The sequence below is a fragment of the Streptomyces melanogenes genome (assembly GCF_014649795.1).
In the GTDB taxonomy this organism is placed as follows: Bacteria; Actinomycetota; Actinomycetes; order Streptomycetales; family Streptomycetaceae; genus Streptomyces; species Streptomyces noboritoensis.
The window spans coordinates 86201-103559 of sequence record NZ_BMTS01000023.1 but is presented as its reverse complement, the minus strand read 5'-3'; the positions used below and the strand labels follow the sequence as shown (position 1 = coordinate 103559).

Annotated in this window: 19 protein-coding genes; 4 read left to right on the top strand and 15 right to left on the bottom strand. The window is 70.1% G+C overall.

The window, feature by feature from the left end; genetic code table 11:
• Nucleotides 1–90: 90 nt before the first annotated feature.
• The 3 genes from IE252_RS34895 to IE252_RS34885 all read right to left on the bottom strand — a co-directional run bounded on the left by IE252_RS34895 (nucleotide 91) and on the right by IE252_RS34885 (nucleotide 2848).
• Nucleotides 91–858 carry a hypothetical protein gene (locus IE252_RS34895; RefSeq protein WP_190093480.1) on the bottom strand — a complete coding sequence of 256 codons (768 nt, stop codon included), beginning with the start codon at nucleotides 856–858 and terminating at the stop codon, nucleotides 91–93.
• Nucleotides 859–1197: 339 nt separating this feature from the next.
• Entirely contained in the window at nucleotides 1198–2157 is a 960-nt protein-coding gene (locus IE252_RS34890; protein ID WP_190093479.1) for a hypothetical protein, read from the bottom strand.
• Nucleotides 2158–2320: 163 nt separating this feature from the next.
• Nucleotides 2321–2848 carry a MarR family winged helix-turn-helix transcriptional regulator gene (locus tag IE252_RS34885; RefSeq protein ID WP_190093478.1) on the bottom strand — a complete coding sequence of 176 codons (528 nt, stop codon included), beginning with the start codon at nucleotides 2846–2848 and terminating at the stop codon, nucleotides 2321–2323.
• Nucleotides 2849–3030: 182 nt separating this feature from the next.
• Between IE252_RS34885 and IE252_RS34880 the strand changes: the two genes are divergently transcribed.
• Both IE252_RS34880 and IE252_RS34875 read left to right on the top strand, forming a co-directional pair.
• Nucleotides 3031–4341 carry an SgcJ/EcaC family oxidoreductase gene (locus IE252_RS34880; protein ID WP_190093477.1) on the top strand — a complete coding sequence of 437 codons (1311 nt, stop codon included), beginning with the start codon at nucleotides 3031–3033 and terminating at the stop codon, nucleotides 4339–4341.
• Nucleotides 4342–4462: 121 nt separating this feature from the next.
• A complete protein-coding gene (locus IE252_RS34875) occupies nucleotides 4463–4969 on the top strand; it encodes a DinB family protein (RefSeq protein WP_190093476.1) in 507 nt (168 codons plus the stop codon).
• 18 nt (nucleotides 4970–4987) lie between these two features.
• Here IE252_RS34875 and IE252_RS34870 read toward each other — a convergent pair whose 3' ends face one another.
• From IE252_RS34870 to IE252_RS34845, 6 genes are all read right to left on the bottom strand, one after another.
• A complete protein-coding gene (locus IE252_RS34870) occupies nucleotides 4988–5650 on the bottom strand; it encodes a deoxynucleoside kinase (RefSeq protein WP_190093475.1) in 663 nt (220 codons plus the stop codon).
• A 3-nt stretch (nucleotides 5651–5653) separates the two neighbouring features.
• Nucleotides 5654–5842 (bottom strand): hypothetical protein, encoded by a 189-nt coding sequence (locus tag IE252_RS34865; protein WP_190093474.1) that lies wholly within the window; start codon nucleotides 5840–5842, stop codon nucleotides 5654–5656.
• Nucleotides 5843–5990: 148 nt separating this feature from the next.
• Entirely contained in the window at nucleotides 5991–6731 is a 741-nt protein-coding gene (locus tag IE252_RS34860) for a dienelactone hydrolase family protein (protein ID WP_190093473.1), read from the bottom strand.
• Nucleotides 6732–6937: 206 nt separating this feature from the next.
• On the bottom strand, nucleotides 6938–8254 hold the full coding sequence (locus IE252_RS34855) for a phospholipase D-like domain-containing protein (RefSeq protein ID WP_190093472.1): 1317 nt from the start codon (nucleotides 8252–8254) through the stop codon (nucleotides 6938–6940).
• 105 nt (nucleotides 8255–8359) lie between these two features.
• Nucleotides 8360–9421 carry a DegT/DnrJ/EryC1/StrS family aminotransferase gene (locus tag IE252_RS34850; protein WP_229848985.1) on the bottom strand — a complete coding sequence of 354 codons (1062 nt, stop codon included), beginning with the start codon at nucleotides 9419–9421 and terminating at the stop codon, nucleotides 8360–8362.
• Nucleotides 9422–9689: 268 nt separating this feature from the next.
• Nucleotides 9690–10058: a hypothetical protein gene (locus IE252_RS34845; RefSeq protein WP_190093470.1), complete on the bottom strand. Its 369-nt coding sequence runs from the start codon at nucleotides 10056–10058 to the stop codon at nucleotides 9690–9692.
• 177 nt (nucleotides 10059–10235) lie between these two features.
• On the opposite strand from IE252_RS34845, the gene IE252_RS34840 reads away from it, so the two are divergent.
• Entirely contained in the window at nucleotides 10236–11597 is a 1362-nt protein-coding gene (locus tag IE252_RS34840; RefSeq protein WP_190093469.1) for a VWA domain-containing protein, read from the top strand.
• A gap of 116 nt (nucleotides 11598–11713) precedes the next feature.
• Here the strand turns inward: IE252_RS34840 and IE252_RS34835 are convergent, their stop codons facing one another.
• From IE252_RS34835 to IE252_RS34820, 4 genes are all read right to left on the bottom strand, one after another.
• Nucleotides 11714–12040, bottom strand: coding sequence for a hypothetical protein (locus tag IE252_RS34835; protein WP_373298664.1), 327 nt, complete (start codon nucleotides 12038–12040; stop codon nucleotides 11714–11716).
• Entirely contained in the window at nucleotides 12037–12603 is a 567-nt protein-coding gene (locus IE252_RS34830) for an RNA polymerase sigma factor (RefSeq protein WP_190093494.1), read from the bottom strand. The genes IE252_RS34835 and IE252_RS34830 overlap by 4 nt, the downstream gene beginning before the upstream one ends.
• A 262-nt stretch (nucleotides 12604–12865) precedes the next feature.
• Nucleotides 12866–13192, bottom strand: coding sequence for a hypothetical protein (locus IE252_RS34825; RefSeq protein WP_190093468.1), 327 nt, complete (start codon nucleotides 13190–13192; stop codon nucleotides 12866–12868).
• 52 nt (nucleotides 13193–13244) lie between these two features.
• Nucleotides 13245–14294, bottom strand: coding sequence for an AraC-like ligand-binding domain-containing protein (locus tag IE252_RS34820; RefSeq protein WP_190093467.1), 1050 nt, complete (start codon nucleotides 14292–14294; stop codon nucleotides 13245–13247).
• Between the two features lie 282 nt (nucleotides 14295–14576).
• On the opposite strand from IE252_RS34820, the gene IE252_RS34815 reads away from it, so the two are divergent.
• On the top strand, nucleotides 14577–15920 hold the full coding sequence (locus tag IE252_RS34815) for an acyltransferase family protein (protein ID WP_229848984.1): 1344 nt from the start codon (nucleotides 14577–14579) through the stop codon (nucleotides 15918–15920).
• Between the two features lie 60 nt (nucleotides 15921–15980).
• On the opposite strand, the gene IE252_RS34810 is transcribed toward IE252_RS34815, so the two are convergent.
• Entirely contained in the window at nucleotides 15981–16745 is a 765-nt protein-coding gene (locus IE252_RS34810) for an anti-sigma factor (protein ID WP_190093466.1), read from the bottom strand.
• Complete coding sequence (locus tag IE252_RS34805; protein ID WP_268248447.1) at nucleotides 16742–17311, bottom strand: sigma-70 family RNA polymerase sigma factor; 570 nt, start codon at nucleotides 17309–17311, stop codon at nucleotides 16742–16744. The genes IE252_RS34810 and IE252_RS34805 overlap by 4 nt, the downstream gene beginning before the upstream one ends.
• Between the last annotated feature and the right edge of the window lie 48 nt (nucleotides 17312–17359).

Below are 17359 nucleotides of genomic sequence, written 5' to 3'. Positions count from 1 at the left end.
CAGCACAAAGGCCGTAAAAATGAGCCGACGGCCAGCGGGTGCTGGCCGTCGGTGTCATCTGCTCGACCTCGCGCCGAGGCCTTCGCTGGGTCAGCCGAGCTTCTTCACCTGCGCGTCGATCACGGCCCTCGGCTGCTCCGCCTTACCGGCGAGGCTCTGGGCGTAGAAGGTGGCGAGCGTGGAGCCCTTGCGGACGGCGACCAGGTGGGCGGTGCCGGTCTCGCCGTCCAGGTCCGCGGTCAGGGTGAAGGCAACCGCCTCGTCGCCCGCGGTGTAGGAGGCCGGGGCAACCTTGGTGAAGGGGGTCCTGTCGCTTCCGGCGATCAGGGCGAAGCCGCCCGCGCAGTCCGTGCCCGCCTTCTTCAGGGCAGCCAGGGCATCGGCCGCGCCCTGGCCGTTGTAGGAGGCCACGGTGTCGGCGGTGACCGTGGCGCCCAGGGCGTCGAGGCCGGCCTTCGCCTTCTCCTCGGCCGAAGCGTTCGCGCCCGGCCCCTTGGGTACGGCCACGACCTTGCGGGTCGCGGTCGCGCCGGGCTTACCGGCGCCGCGCAGCGCCATCACGTCGACCAGCGGCGTGCACGCGGCCTTGTCGGTGGTGACGGTCTTGCCCGTGGCGAAGTCCGCCGCGGTGGCCTTGGCTACCTTGTGGTCCTTCAAGTCGGCCTCGGCCAGCACGAGGTTGTCCACCTCGGCCTGCGACAGGGCCTTGGCTCCCGAGGCCGCGGGCGCGCTCGCCGAGGTCTTGCCCTTCGGCTCGTCCTCGGCCGACTTCCCGTCCGACCCGCAGGCGCTGACGAGCAGAGCCAGCGAGAGCGTGGAGACGGCGAAGGCGGTACGGCGGACAGTGGTGCGGCGCATGATGGGATCAGCTCTCTCTGGATCGGGGGACGACGACGCCTGCGCGCTCGGCCCATCGGGCCGTGGACCTGCGGAAACGTCGTGTGCAGATCAATTTATGCGCCGTCACATCTGCGAAGGCCGCCCCTGCGGGGCAGCACCCCCGATCGTGATGACGGCGCGACCTCACCTGCATCCGATCGAGATTGAGATCCGTACAACCTTCCCACCTGCTGCTACGGGCACCGCGAAAGAGCGGGCCGACGCCCGTGTCCCGCGCCGCAGCGAATGCGGCGCGGGAGCAATGGGAGGAGAGTCAGGGGCTGACTGCCGCCCCGGGCCCGGAGCAGCCCAACGGCGTTACGGGATGGGTGTGATCGGTACCCCGACGGCCACCGGGACCGTTTCCGTATGGCCGTTGGCGTCCAGCGCGTCCGTCAGGAACGTCTGGGTGGTGGCCGTGAAGCGGCAGCTGATGGCGCACACCCGGTAGCGGACGACCGCCCGCGCGCTGCCCCCCGCCGGGATCGAGCCCACCGTCTGCGGCACCGGGCCGAGCCGGGTGATCCGGGAGTCCGTGGGCAGGGCGTCCACCAGTTTGACGCCGAAGGCGTCGCCAGGGCCGGTGTTGCGGATGCGGTACTCCACGCTCAGCGTGCGTGTGAAGTAGTTGTTGATCCCGCCCCAGAAGGCGCGCTGGGTGACGGCGACCTGCGGCTGCAGGAGCGTGACGTTCCCCGAGAGGTTCAAGGTCCACAGCTTGCCGGTGCCCGGGGTGACATCGGAGGTCACCGTGAAGGTTCCGCTGCCCGTGGCACCGCGGTAGGCGTTCGCCGGGGCGGTGTCCGGCACGACGCTCCAGGTGCCGGAGCCGCTCACCGTGGTCCCGTTGTAGGACAGGGCGGGCATGGCGCAGTCGCCCGAGGTCAGGGCCAGGGCCAGGGTCCCGCGCGCGTTGGTCAGGGCGACCCGGGCTTCGGTGCCCGGGAGCGCGGCTTGGGTGGCGCCGACGCGGAAGGGCAGGTCCACGCTCAACTGGGAAGCGAGCGAGGAGAAGACGCCGGGGTTGAGCGCGGTGCTGCCGGTCAGGTGCCGGGTCGCGTCGAGCGGCCCCGAGGGGCAGCCCGCGGCGCTCGTCACGGCACCCGCCGCGCTGGAGGCGCTCACGCTCACCGGGTCCGGCGCGCGGCTCGCCACCGCTTCCCGGCCCACCGCTCCTGCCGGGGCCGCCGTCGGCGCCAGCCACACCAGAAGCCCTATCAGGACGACCGCCGCCCGCCGGGCTGCGGAGCGTGCACGCGGTGCGGTCGTACCTCTCATGGGCATTCCTTCTGACAGCTCGACAGTCGACGACCGCGCAGCCTATACACCCAAAACGGGCATTACCTGCAATGCGTGCCCCGCATACGAGTGACAGTCCCCGCCACCTTGAACGTGGTGCTCCGAGCCCCGGTCGCGCCCATCGCCCCCTGTGCGAGCCGCCTCAGTCCTTCGTCGGTGTCTGTGGTTGGTCGCCCAGGGAGATCAGCAGGGTGCGCAGGATCCGCTCCAGTTGCTTGCGCTCGGTGGGGGCCAGTCCGCCCAGGAGGCGTTCCTCGTTGGCCAGGTGGTGTTCCACGAGGTCCTCGATGGCGCGGATGCCCGCGTCCGTCAGAGAGATGAGGACGCGGCGCCGGTGGGTGGCGTCGAGCTCGCGGTCGACGAGATCCTTGTCGACCAGCCGGTCGATGCGGTTGGTGAGCGCCGCCGAGCTGACCATCGCTGCCGTGCTGAGCTCTCCCGCGCTGACGGTGTACGGCGGGCCCGAGCGGTAGAGCGTCGCGAGGACGTCGAACTCCCACGGCTCGACGCCGTACTGCGCGAAGTGCTCTTTGAGGGCCCGCTCAAGCAGGCGGGACGCACGCGACAGGCGGCCGATGACGGCCATCGGCGAGCAGTCGAGGTCGGGCCGGACCTCCTGCCACTGCCGGATGATCGCGTCCACGCCGTCGCCCGGTGGGGTTGCCGCCATGTTTCCTCCCTTGGGGTCTTGCTGTCTCGCGCCGACCGGCTGCCGAGCCGATTTCACCACGAGCTTAACACTTCGACGTCGAAGTTTTTGACGCCACCCGAACCCTGTGGTTAATATTTCGACATCGAAATTTTCGACCTAGCGCCCAGCAGGGCGCTCGGCTTCCGCGAAAGGTGATCCCCGTGAAGGTCCTTCTCATCGGCGCCTCCGGCTACATCGGCTCCGCAGTCTCCGCTCACCTCGCCGACGCCGGTCACCAAGTGGTCGCACTGGTACGCACCGACCGCCCGGACGCCGGACACGAGCAGCGCGTCGGCGACGTGACCGACCCCGCCTCCCTCACCCGCGCCGTCACCTCCGACATCGACGCCGTCGTCCACCTCGCGTCCCCGACCGGCGACGCCGCGGTGGACGCCGCTGCGATCACCGCGCTCACCGACCCGCTGCGCGGCACCGGGCGCGCGTTCGTGTACGCGAGCGGCGTCTGGGTCCTCGGCGCCACCGGCCCGGCCGCCGCCGACGAGAACGCCCCGGTCAACCCGCCGCCGATCGTGGGATACCGCCCGGCCATCGAGCGCCAGATCCTCGACACCGCCGACGCCGGCGTGCGGGCGACGGTCATCCGCCCCGGCATCGTGCACGGAAACGGCGGCGGCATACCCGCGATCCTCGTCGGTCTCGCCCGCAAGCACGGGACCCCGATGTACGTCGGCGAGAAGGCCGTGCACTGGCCGATGGTGCACGTCGACGACCTGGCCGACCTGTTCGTCGCCACCGTCGAGAAGGCGCCCGCCGGCAGCCTGTGGCACGGAGTCACCGAATCCGCGGTCCCGGTACGCGACCTCGCCGTAGCGGCCGGAGCGGCGGCCGGGGTCGGCGGCGAGCCGCAGCCGTGGCCCCTGGTGGACGCCCGCGCGCAGCTCGGCGCACCGTTCGCCGACGCGCTCGCCCTCGACCAGACCGTCAGCGGGAACGCGGCACGCGAAAGCCTCGGCTGGCTGCCGCGGCGCGCGGGAGCGGTCGCCGACGTACGCGAGGTCTCGTACCCGCAGGTGAACACGGACGGCATCGAGGTGTTCGGCGCGGCGGACGGGCAGGAGGCCGACGTAGAGGCCATCGTCCGCTTCGTGGCGGGCGTCCAGTACGCGCAGCAGAACGAGCTCGTCGACGCGTTCATGAGCAACTTCCGCAAGCAGCACCCGGTGTGGACGACCGCGCACGGCAAGCGTCTGTCGGGCTGGGACGAGATCGACGGCTTCACGCGCCAGGTGCTGCCCGGCGCGATGAAGCAGTCGACGGCCACCTACGAGGTGGTACGGATCCTGTTCGTCCGCCCGGACGTCGCCGCGGTCAACGTCCACCAGCGGCCCGTCGCCCTCGACGGACAGCCCATCGAGGACTACCCGGAAGGCCGCCCGATGTACGTCCTCGCCAAGGACAACGGCCGCTGGCGGATCGCGGCCGCGCAGAACACCCAGGTCTTCGCCGGCTGACACGCCGGACGCCTGCCCGGCGCGGCTCCGATGGCATCGCCATCGGAGTCGGCCGGGCTCATCCGGTCCACGCTCTGGACCGAGGGTGGCCTGCCACAACCTGTTTTGCCATGATCGCCCGGTGACCGATGACCAGCGCATACACCCGTCCAAGGTGGCCGACGACCGCGCGTCGCTCCTCTCGTTCCTCGACTACCAGCGGGCGACCCTCGCCATGAAGTGCGCGGGTCTGACCGGCGAGCAGCTGAAGCGGAAGGCCATCCCGACCTCTCAGCTCACACTCCTGGGCCTGGTGCGGCACGCGGCCTCGGTCGAGCGGAGCTGGTTCCGCCTCGTCATGAACGCCGAGGACGTCAGGCCGCCGTGGCCGGGCGAGGTCGACGGCACGTTCGCCGAGTTCCACGTCGAGGACGCCGACCCCGAGGAGGCGTTCGAGGTCTGGCACGAGGAGTGTGCCCAGGCCCGTTCGGTCGCCGCCTCCTTCCACGGCGTCGACGACACCGTCGGCTTCCGTGGTGAGACCATCTCGCTGCGTTACGTCCTCACCCACATGATCGAGGAGTACGCGCGCCACAACGGCCACGCCGATCTGCTGCGCGAAGCGATCGACGGGGCCGTCGGCGAGTAGAAGCCGCGCGGAACGGGCTCAGATACGGCTCCTGGCCGCGACCAGCGCCTCCTTGACCTCCCGCGCCACCCGGGCCGCGTCCTCAGGGTTGTTCACCACGTCGGTGTGGTTCATGTCGACGACGAGGACGTCGCTGGCCGAGTAGTGCTTGTGGACCCAGTCGTCGTAGCCGGACCACAGAGTGCGGTAGTACTCGACGAGAGCGTCGTCCTGCTCGAAATCGCGGCCCCGCAGCCCGATGCGGTGCATGACCGTCTCGAAGTCCGCCTTCAGGTAGACCATGAGGTCGGGCGCCTTGCGGTACGGCAGGCCGTCGATCTCACGCATCATCTCGGCGAGCAGCCCCTCGTACACCCGCATCTCGAGGGAGCTGATCCGGCCCAGATCGTGGTTGACCTTGGCGAAGTACCAGTCCTCGTAGATCGACCGGTCCAGGACGTTGTCGCCCTGCTTGTACGCCTCCTTGATCGAGGCGAACCGCGTCTGCAGGAAGTAGAGCTGGAGCAGGAAGGGGTAGCGCTTGGCCTGGATCTCCTCGGGGCTCGCCGTGTAGAACAGCGGAAGGATCGGGTTGTCGTCCACGCTCTCGTAGAAGACGGTGCTCCCCAGCTCCTTGGCGAGCACTTCGGCCACGCTCGTCTTGCCGATCCCGATCATGCCACCAACGCAGATCACTGCCATACCTCACTTCTCCCCGGGGTCATCTGTGCGCGGGCGGGCGGCCCACATCGCCGAGACGCATGCCGACGGGGGCACCCACTCCCCCACGGCCTTCGTGCTCAGCCTCATGTGGTCCTCGTCCAGGCCAAGGCCCCGGCGCAGGCCGGGGTCCTGGACCAGCCGGACCGGCCGTTGCGCACGTGCCGCGCGCACCGCGACGCGCCCACCCTCTCGCGGCCACCCTGAAGAATAAACGGCCCCGCGACCAGGTACCGCCATCGAGGAGGGCCGGGGCCCGTCCTCGATGACGGCAACCTGGCCGACGCCGCCTACCGTCTGCTGCCGGCCTGGCGGCCCGGCCTCACCTCAGGTGCCGGGTGAAGAAGTCGGCGGCAGCGTCTCCCGCGAACTGGGGGACGCCGGTGTGCCCGCCTATGTTGGCGTGCAGCGTCTTCTCCTGGGAGCCGAAGGCGTCGAACAGGTCCAGGGCCGCCTGCCGGTCGTTGCCTTCGTCGTCCCACTGCAGCAGGACGTGCAGCGGAATGGTGACCTGCCGGGCCTCCTCGAACATGATGCGGGGCACCAGGCTCCCGGCGAACAGGACGGCGGCCGAGATACGTGGCTCGACCACCGCCAGCCGGGTCCCGATGGAGATCACTCCCCCCGAGTACCCGACCGGCCCGCCGATCCCGGGCAGCGCCAGGAGGGCATCCAGGGCGGCCTGCCATTCCGGGACCGCCCGGTCGACCAGCGGGAGGACGAGCCGGTCCACGATCTCCTCGCCGACCGGCCCGCCTGCCTCCATCGCCCGGCGCAGGTCGGCGCGGGCCTGGTCGACGGCGGCCAAACGGGGCCGGTCCCCGCTTCCGGGGAGCTCGATGGTGGCCGCGGCGAAGCCGTCCGCCACGGCGTCCCGGGCCCGGGCCACCAGCCGGGGGTACATCTTGTCCAGTCCGAGCGGGGGGTGGCCGAGCAGGATCAGCGGCACCGGTGCGGATGCGGACGCCGATGCGGGTGTCCACAGGATGCCGGGGATGTCGCCGAGGGTGAATCCGCGCTCGACGACGCCGTCGTCGAGACGCTGTTCAGAGGTGAAATGCATGGTCGTGCCTTTCGGGAGTGCACAGAACGGCGCTCCCGGACGACCTATCGCCCGACCGTGACCCCGGAGGGGAGCACCCATGTCGTTACTGCGTTCACGGGTACCACCTCCTCGTTCTCTCGCACGGCCTCCGGAACGGTAGCAGTGGCCGACGTGGTCCGCCAACGGGTTTTCGCGGCGGCTGGCGACCACAGGACGGCCGAGCGTCAGCCGGTGGAGGCGACGCGGGCCATCTGCTGGTCGGCCAGCGTGCGCTGGGCGCGGAAGTTCTCGCGGTAGGCGTCGTGCACCGCCGCGTCGTCGTACTTGAGGAGCGCCTCGTCGTTCGTCGTCAACGCGCTCTTCGTGTACGGGTGGCTGCCAGTGAAGACGATCTTCTGGTCGGCCTTGCCGAGGTATGTCCCGTCGATCAGAAGGTACTTGGAGTGCGTCGCCATGGCGTTCCGCGTCTTCGGGTCGCCGTCGCCGTCGTCCGCGTCGTCCAGCCGGTGCAGCTCGATCCCGCCGAACCTGGTCGGCTTGGACAGCTGGTCGGCGATCGCCGTACCGGCTCCTTCGACGTCGAGGTAGCGGTAGACGATGTCGACGTAGCAGCCCGCCTCGTCGAGCTCCCACAGCTTCTTGGCGACCTCGGGCCGGGTGATCTGGTGCATCGCGACCCGGACGACGGTGCGGCCGTCCTCGGTGCCGTGGCCCGCAGAGTTCCCGTAGCAGGCGGGCTGCCCGTTCACCGGGTTGTCGACGGTGTTGAGGATGTTGAGGATCGGATCGGAGGCGGCCCGGGGGAAGAAGTACGCCTTCGCGTTGCCCGCCGGGTACTCCGTCGGGTAGTCGGTGACCTGCGCCTTCGTCCCGGCCTGGGCAGCCGCGAGATCGTTGAAGTAGCCGGTGTACGCGGTGTACAGCGCGGTGTTGCCGACCACGCTCAGCGCGTCGTTGAAGGCGTGCTGCCGGTCCCACGGTGTCTGGTTGGCGGACGTCTGCACCACCACGTTGTCGACCGGGACCGTACCGGTGCCGCTGCCGGTGGTGCGGGAGAAGAGCACGAACTTGTTGTGGTTGACACCGTGGAAGGAGTCTCCCGGGTTCGGGTCCTTGGCGAGGCACGCCTGGTTCTCCGCGCACACCCGCACCCATGAAGTGCCGGACCCCGTGGCGGGCTTGAGGCCTTCGACGAGCTTCGGGTACGTGACCTTGCCCGCCCAGTGGAGCAGGCTCTCGTTGTCCAGGACGACCTGGACGTTCACGCCGCGCTGGTGCGCCGCGGTCAGCCGGGCCGCGAGGTAGTCGGAGCCGAGCACGTACATCGACATCTTGATGTCCGAGCCCTTCTGGGCCCCGTCGACGAGCCGGGCTATGTGGCCGAACACCGCGTCCTGGGCGGCCGTGCTCCCCGTCGGGTCGTTGAACACCGCGCCGGTGGTGACGAGCGGCGCCGGGTCGGCAGCGGCGGGGGCGGGAGCGGCCGCGAACAGGCCGGACGCCCCCAGCGCCAGGGCGAGCAGAGATCGGGTCTTCTTCATGGCGCACACTGTAACCAGCCGTATACCCGGGCTCGGGGCACCCCCGCCTTGCCCGGAACAGCAGGTCAAGACCCCCCCGGGGGTGGTCTCGGCAGGCAGTGGACTTCAGGACACCCGAAGTGGGGCGAGGGCCTGTTCGAGGACGGAGACGACGTGCTCGATGTCGCCGTCGGTGAGGTGCGGGTGAAAGGGCAGCGACAGGACCTCTCGCCCGAGCCGCTCGGTGACGGGCAGCGGCAGGGTCCACTTCGCGAACGCGGGCTGCACGTGGTTCGGTGGGTATTGCACGACCACGTCGATCCCGCGCTCACGCATGAACTGCCAGACGCGGTCGCGTTGGGGAACCCTGACGACGCACAGGTGCGGGACGGTGTGCGCCACGTCCACGTCCACCAGGTCGACCGCCGGTACGTCCCGCAGGGCTTCCCGGTAGGCACACCACAGGTCCTTGCGCGTCTCCTCGGTGGTGGGGAAGCGGGCGAGCTGGGTGATCCCGATCGCGGCGTTGATCGAGGACATGAAGTACCGGAACCCCGTTGCGGCCACCCGGTAGGTGGTGGACGCCGCCCTCTGCTCGGCGGACTCCACCACGCCGAGCATGCGCAGGCCGCGCAACCGGTCCGCTTCCTGTCGGTTTCGCGGGATGACCATGCCACCCTGGCCACACGTGAGGTTCTTGATCGGCCCGAAGGAGAAGCAGGTCAACTGACCGGTCCCGCCGACGCGCCGACTGCCCTCATACGAGCCGAACGCGTGCGCCGCGTCCTCGACCACCACGATGCCCCGGTCCGCGAGAGAGTCCCGGGCCGCCTCCAGGTCGACGGCCCTGCCACCGAAGAGAACAGGAACGACAGCGGCCGTAGCAGGGGTGACGGCGTCGAGCACCGCGTCGGCGGTGATGCGCAACGTGCCCGGGTCGACGTCCACGAAACGGGGGCGCGCGCCACTGGCCAGGATCGCCTGGATGGTGGCGCAGAAGGTGAGCGAGGGCACGATCACCTCGCTGCCGGATCCGACGCCCGCGGCGACGAGGGCGGTGTGCAGAGCGGCTGTGCAGGAGGACAGTGCCACCGCGTCCGGAACGCCGAGGAAGTCGGCGACCTCGCGTTCGAACTGCTCGGTGACGGCGCCGTGCCCGAAGTGGCCGCTCTCCAACACACGGACCACGGCCTCGTACTCGGGACCGTACAGGCGAGGGCTGGCATTGCGCCCGACTCCCGGGCGTGTAGCGGCGGGCAGCGCAACCATCACGGGCCTCTCTCCAGATGGTCGATGATGCTGGTCCCCAGGTCTTACCAGAACCTCCCCGGCCCAGAGCGCAAACGCGCCCGTCCGGGTGCGCACACCCCGACCGAGACCCGAGCCGCCGCCGGCGAGCCCACCTGCCCCGCTGCCTGCTTCGGCCGCGGGGCAGGGCTGCGATCGGAAGGGGTGATCAGGCGACGCGCTTGAGCGTCCAGGCGTTGTTGTTGAAGCCGGAGTTCGGGAAGGCGACGCAGGAACCGCTGTAGTACGAGCTGGTCTGGACCCAGCCGGCGGGGTAGTACGTGGACCCGCAGGCCTGGACGACGGTGCCTATGGGCAGGCCGGTGAGCTGCTTGATCTGCTTGATGTTCGGGGCGAAGTTCTGGCCACCGCAGGCGTTGCTGTAGCCCCAGTTGACGTCGACGTAGCCCGCCGGGGTGGCGGTGTTCGCGCAGGTGGTCGTCACGTCACCGGGAGCAGCCTGGGCGGGCGCGGCCGAGAGGGCGAACACCGCGGCGGCACCGGCGAGGGCGATGGTGGTGGTGCGCAGACGGGTCATGGTGGGCTCCTTGGATCCGAAATCGGCCAACTTGATATGTCGTCCTGTTTTTACGGCCTGACCCAGCAAGCACAACAGATGGTTTCCGGTCTCAAAGATCACGCCATCTCCTCGAAACGAACACAAGTCGCACCCCAACACTGGCTCCACGAGGCCGAATCCAGGCAAAATGGCTGGATGACGTCTACACCCATGGTTCCGGGCGCCAACATTCAGGTCGCCGCCTCCGTCGTACGTACCGAACTCATCTGGAAGACGGCGGACGGTGGCCCCGACGCCGACGCCTCCGCGCTGCTGCTCACCCAGGAGAGACGGGTCCGCGACGACAGCGACCTCGTCTTCTACAACCAACCACGCCATGCGTCCGGCGCCGTACGGCACTTGGGCAAGCACGACGACGGAGACGCCGTCACCGACACGGTCGAGGTGGACCTCACGGCGTTGGAGCCGGATGTCGCACGAGTCTCCCTGTGCGCGTCCGCCGACGGCGGAACGTTCGGTGAGCTGGTTGGGCTGCGGATGCGGCTGCTGGACGTCCGGACCGGGGCGGAACTCGCCCACTTCGACATGGCGGCGACGACCGAGACGGCGTTCATCGGCGGGGAGCTCTACCGGCGCGGCGAGGAGTGGAAGTTCCGGGCCGTGGGACAGGGATACGCATCCGGGTTGGCCGGACTGGCCACGGACTTCGGCATATCGGTGGCCGAGGAGCCGGAACCCGAGCCCGCGGTGACGTCCGAGCCCGCGCCCACACCGTCGCCAGCGGAACCGCAGGGTGAGAAGGGTCTGCCCGTGGACATGCGCAAGCGCCTGGACCTGCGCAAGCAGCAGGTCGCCATCTCCCTCACCAAACACGGCGCACAGGGCGCCAGAGCACGGGTGGCATTGGTCCTCGACGCCTCAGGATCGATGTACGCTCTCTACCGCGAGGGTGTGGTCGCCGATGTGGTGGAGCGGATGGCCGCCGTGGCCGCCCAACTGGAGGACGACGGCACGCTGCAGGTCTGGGCGTTCGCCACGGAGTCGACCCCGCTGGCCGACCTGCGGATCAGCGAACTGCCCGGCTGGCTGCAGACGCACGTTCCGTCCGGACAGGGCGCGGAGTTCAAGCGGCTGGTGAAGCGCCGGGGGTTCTTCGGCCGCAAGGCCCACGAGGAGTTGCAGAGCATCGGGTGGGAGAACGACGAGCCGAAGGTCATCGCTCAAGTCCGCGCACACGTCCGGGAGAACCCGGCAGCGGTACCCACCCTGGTGCTCTTCTTCTCCGACGGCGGCGTCTACAAGGACGCGCAGATCGAGCGGGAGCTGCGCGAGGCGGCCAAGGAGCCGGTCTTCTGGCAGTTCGTGGGGCTGGGGCGATCCAACTACGGCGTGCTGCAACGATTCGACACGCTGACAGGCCGGCACGTCGACAACACCGGCTTCTTCGCCGTCGACGACATCGCGCAGGTCTCCGACGAGGAACTGTACGACCGCCTGCTGTCCCAGTTCCCCTCCTGGCTGACGGCGGCCCGCGCGGGCGGCGTGCTGCCCGCGTAGCATCTGGCGCCAGGGCGGCCTGGACACCCACCCGCGCCCTCGCACGAAGTGACCACGAGGACATGGTTCGTGCTGTGGGCACGGGATGGGATCCGGATGACGGTGCGGCCGCAGGGCTAAGGCCTGGCGCGGGTCAGGTCGCATCTCCCTTCCGTGCACGACCGCCGCAGCCGTCCGGCAGAGACGGTCTCCGCGAGGCCGATCGCCCAGCACATCGGGCAGCCGCGCAGCGCGATCAGGCCGAGCGGAGCGAGCAGCAGGCTCACCAGGCCGACGACCGGTAGCAGGGCCAGGGATCCGGCGAGCGCACCGAAACCGACGGCGCCGCGCGCCAGATGGCGCGGGACGGTGACGCTGGCGAAGCCGCCGCGCGTCGGCGCCTCGCGCGCATCGGCGGAACCGGGCGTGGCGGGGCGTGTCATCGTGGTCGTGTCGTGCGTCATCGTCGGTTCCCCTCGTCGCGCACCAATTCGCCGCCCAGTGCCTCGCGTACGGTCGAACGGGCTCGGTGCAGACGGGACTTCATCGCGGCGTTGCTCAGCCCGAGCCGGTCGGCGACCGTGCGGCCGGGCAGGCCCTGGATGTCCCGCATGACCAGCACCTGCCGCTGGTCGTCGGGCAGGGCGGCGACGGCGGCCGCGACGCGTTCGGCTTCCAGGCGCAGCAGGAAGTCCTCCTCCGCGGACCGCGTGGCGCCGCCGAAGGCGTCGCCCCGGCCCGACGTACCGAGCCGGTCGGGCTCCTCGGCCGGTCCACGGCGGAGCAGCGCGCGGCTGCGGCGCAGGCACTCGTTGCGGACGATGCGGAACATCCACGATGCCAGCGCCCCGGAGGCGCGCAGCATCCCGATCTTGCGGTAGAGGATGATCAGCGCTTCCTGGGCGGCATCCTCGGCGTCCTGGGGAGTGGCACACAGCGTGTGCGCGAAGCGGTGCACGTGCGGGTAGGAGCCGTCCACCAGTGCGGTGAGGGCTTCGACGTCGCCGCGTTGCGCCGCGGCGACCATGCTCCCGCCGGGCCAGGTGTGGTCAGCCACGCTGACGCCTCCGGCGGCGCAGCAGCGTGGCAGTGCACGCGCACAACAGCAGCGCGGCGGCCGCGGCGGCGATGACGACGGTGGTCATGGGGTCCTCCTGGTGGAGTACGGGGCGGACACGGTCGTCCGCACGCCCATAAGAGGCACGGCGTGCTCCAAAGGATTCACCCCGGTTCACAGACCGGTGATTCAGTTGTCTGCTTGCCTCCAACTGCTGACCTGCGCGGTCAGGTCAGCGGACCTGGATCGTGATGTACGAGATGTTCTGCCGGTACGGCGCCGCGCACGAGGCCTTCGAGGTCTGGTACCACTGCACCCACGGACCGTTGAACGCGTACCTCTCCCCGTTGACACCATCCAGGCAGGTGATCACCACGCGCTGCTGACCTGGTCCGTAGTGGCAGGTGGAACTCGCGGTGGCGTGGTCCAGTTTCGTCGACTGGCAGCCGTGCGGGGCGGCGCTCGCCGGGGTGGCGAATGCGACAGGCATCGCGACGGACACCCCCGCGAGGAGCAGCGGCGCGGTGAGCAGAAGGGGCATTTTCTTGCGGCGGCGCATGGGATTCCTCTCCGATCGGTTCCTTGCACGGTGCCGCATGCCGCGCCGGACATCAACACGCGGTGTCGTACGGGTCTCGGCACGGCACGTCGTTCTCGGCGTGAGCGAGGCCGACGAGCTGGGCGTAGCGCTGCGTGGCCCGGTATTCGCTGGGGGACATTCCGGTGGCCGTGCGGAAGGCGCGGGAGAAGCCGTCGGGTTGGGGGTAGCCCCAGCGTGCGGCGATGGCGTGGATCGTGAGGTGCTGCAGGGCCGGGTCCGCCAGGTCCTTGCGGCAGCGGTCGAGTCGTTGCTGTCGGATGAGGGCCCGGGGTGTGGTGTCGTTGTCCTGGAAGACGCGGTGCAGGTACCGCAGGGAGAGATGGTGGGCCGCGGCGATGGTTTCCGGCCCCAGGTCGGGGTCGGGCAGATGCTCGGCGATGAAGGCACTCATCCGCAGGAACAGCGCCCGCTGACCGGAGGCACCGGACAGGGCAGGGCCGCCGGATGAGGCGTCCTGGTCGAGGTGGTGCGCCAGTACGGTCGACAGCAGGTCGAGCGCGGTGGCTTCCAGGCGGGTGGCGTCCTGCGCTGTGTACTGGGCGTACTCGTCGGCGAGTCCGCCCAGGAACTGGCCGAACAGACGGCCGACGCCCTGTGTCCACGGCAGGGACAGGCCGTACAGCCGGGTGAACTGCTCGCGCGGGAGGCGCAGGAGCTTCTTCGGGAACTGGAAGATGAGATGCCGGGCGGGGGTGTCGCCCGCATGGATCTCGATGGGGTGCGAGCTGTCGCCGAAGCCCATCTCTCCGCGCTTGAGCAGGGTTCGCTGCCGGCACTGTTCGATGCCCACCGCTCCTGACGTGGCGAGGATGACCCGGAGCATCTCCGGGTCGGACTGCCGGATGTGCCGGGGTGTCCGTTGCGCGATCACGGAGGCGTACGACGAGACGACGGAGACCTGCCCGGCACCCAGGGGCATCATCTCGATCCGCGCTTGGAAGGTTCCCGCCTCCAGGGGGGTGACGCGCTGGGGCACCCGCGCCATGGCCATGGCCCCGGCCCACGCCCCCGGCCGCTCGCTGACGGGAAACTCGGCGGTGTCGACGACTGTTGAACGCATCCCTACCTCACACACACTCTGGCAACAGTGATCCAAAACAGCCAGCAAAGTGCAGCCCGGTCGAGAACCGACAGAGCGTTCCACGCCAACAACCATGCGCTGGGAGCCAACGACGCCTCAGACCCCCTCGCCCAGAATTGAGGTGTCTTCGCAGAGGTCATGTCGCACAGGGCGCAGGGCCGTTACCCGCCAGCATCTGCGAACGACGTCCGCGAGCCCAGCCGTGGCGGCCTGCCCGGGGCTGACGCTCGTGACCGCGAAGGCCCGGGCATCCCCAGCGGAATGCCTGCCCATCACGGCACGCAGACCAACTGCCCGGCCTGGCAGCGGCCCCCGCACCCCGGGCACCGCACCCAGCCCGACTCCTCCAAGGCGCTGCCCGGATCCGCCCACCTCATCCCCCGGGCGTCCACCCCCACGTGTTCAGGAAGGTTGTCCATGACCGACGTGCTGCGCGCGCCCAGTGAGGCGCCCCGGCGGGACAGGAACAGGCTGCCCGCGACCACCCGTCCCACCCGGCTGCCCTCGCTGACCGGACTGCGGTTCCCCGCCGCGTTCCTGGTCTTCATCAGCCATGCCGGACTGACCCTCCCCCAGGTGCGCCTGCTGGGAGACGACAACCTGGCCATGGACCTCAACAGGGCCACGGAAAAGGCCGGCGCGCTGGGCGTCACCTTCTTCTTCGTACTCAGCGGCTTCGTGCTGACCTGGTCGGCCCGTCCGACGGACACGGCCCGGGCGTTCTGGCGCCGCCGGTTCGTCAAGGTCTACCCGAACTACGTGATCACCTGGGGCCTGGCGATGCTCCTCTTCGCCTCCGCCTACACCCCGACCCGGGTGGCGCTCGCCAACCTCTTCATGGTCCACGTATGGATACCTGACATCCAGTACCTCCTGAGCGTGGATATGCCAAGCTGGTCGCTGGCGTGCGAGCTGGTCTTCTACGCCTCGTTCCCGCTGCTGCACCGGCTGTTCCTGCGTATCGATCCGGCACGCCTGAAGTACTGGATCGGCGGAGTGCTCACGGCGATCATCCTCACCCCCCTGTTCGCCTACCAGGTGCTGCCCGACTCGCCGACGCTCCAGCTCAACACCTCGACGTCGGGGAACACCTCGGTGAAGCAGTTGTGGTTCGCGTACGACCTCCCGCCGGTGCGCCTGCTCGATTTCGCGCTCGGCATGCTGGTCGCGCACGCGGTGCTCAACGGGCGCTGGCGCAACATCGGCCTCGCCTGGTCGAGCCTGCTCCTGGCGGGCAGCTACTGGCTCGCCCAGGAGTCGGACTTGCTCTACGCCCAGCGCTCCACCTCGATCATCCCGATCGTCCTCCTGATCGCGGCGGCCGCGATGGCCGACGCGAAGGGGAGGTTCACCATCTTCCGCAACCGCACGATGGTGTGGCTCGGCGAAATATCGTTCGCCTTCTATCTCATGCACTCCATCGTGCTCATCTACGGCCGCAAACTCCTGGGACACGACCTCTACTCGACGCCCGTCGCATTGGGGTTGATGGCCGCGCTGCTCGCGGTGTGCGTCCTGACGTCCTGGGCGCTCTACGCCCTCGTCGAGCGGCCGATCACCCGCCACTGGTCGACATCCCGGCGGGTCAAGGCCGCGGCGGGTTGAGTGGGCTGCGGTGAGAACCGGGGAGCCGGGCCACCTGCCGGTGGCCCGGCTCCGCGGTTCTCACTCTCCGAATGCATCTGGCGCCAGGGCCAGTTGGACAAGTGGCGCGGTGGTGGGACGAGGCGAGCCGCCCTCCGGTTCATCGGTCACCGCGAATGCCCTGCTCCCGAAGGCGAGCCCGGTGACCACGAACGGCTGTTCGCTGTGCAGCAGCCCGGCCGAGCGCGGCGCCTTGCCCTGATCCGCCATCACCCACAGTTGCCGAACGCGTCCTTCGGGGGCCGCGCCGAGTCCTGACACGGTCACCACGGCGCGGTGCAGACCGGGCGCGGTGACCGCGCTGATGCCGCGGCCCCGCCCGTCCCGCTCCGTACTGGTACGCGCGTCGGGAGCCGCGAGCACCTCGCCGATCGACCGTGCCCGGGCCCGTTCGGCATCGAGCCGGTCCTGGGTGCGGTTCAGCTGCACCCCGAGCAGCACGGCGCCGATCAGCGCGAGCGCGGCGGTCGTGGCCGTAGCGAGGACCAGCGGGCGGCGCACGGCAGACGTCCGGGGCGACGGAACGGGCGCCGCCCGCTCCTGCTCAGTCGTGCGTACGTCCCTGAGTACCCGTTCCCGCAGCGCGTCCGGGGCCGGGCGGGCGGCGGCGCGGCCCAGGCGCTCGCTCCCGGCGGCGAGCTCGCGTACCTCGGCGGCGCAGGCGGCACAGCGGGCCAGATGGCGTTCGAAACGGCGCAGCTCGCGCGGCTCCAGGGCGTTGAGGGCGTAGGGGACGGCGAGGGAATGGACGCGTCTGATCCGGCTGAGGGCGGTGCGGAGGCTCATGCGGCGCTCTCCAGGCATTCTCGCAGCCGCAGCAGCCCGTCCCGCATCCGCGTCTTGACCGTGCCGAGCGGAACGGAGAGCCGCTGGGCGACCTCCCGGTAGGTGTAGCCGTCGTAGTACGCGAGCGTGACCGACTGGCGCTGGAGCGTGGTGAGCCGGTCCAGGCAGCGGCGGACCCAGTCGCGTTCGAGACCGCTCTCCACCTCCTCGACGACCTGGTCGAAGGCGGGCCCCTCGGAGCGCCGGGCGGCCTTCTCCTCCCGCTCGCCTGCCGCCCGCGCCGAACGCACCCGGTCCACGGCCCTGCGGTGCGCGAGGGTGAGTACCCAGGACAGCGCGGTGCCGCGCCCCGGGTCGAAACGGGCGGCGCAGCGCCACAGTTCGAGCAGCACCTCCTGCGCGACCTCCTCGGACTGGGCGGGGTCCCTCAGCACCCGGCGCACCAGGCCGTAGACCGGCCCGGACACCAGGGCGTACAGCTCCTCGAACGCCTTCTGGTCCCCGCCGGCTACCAGGACCAGCAGCCTGTCGGCCTCCACCGGCTCCCCCCTCTCCGCGGGCGCCATTGTCCCGTCGCGGGTCCTTCGGAGCGAGAGGCGCACATGGATTGCCCG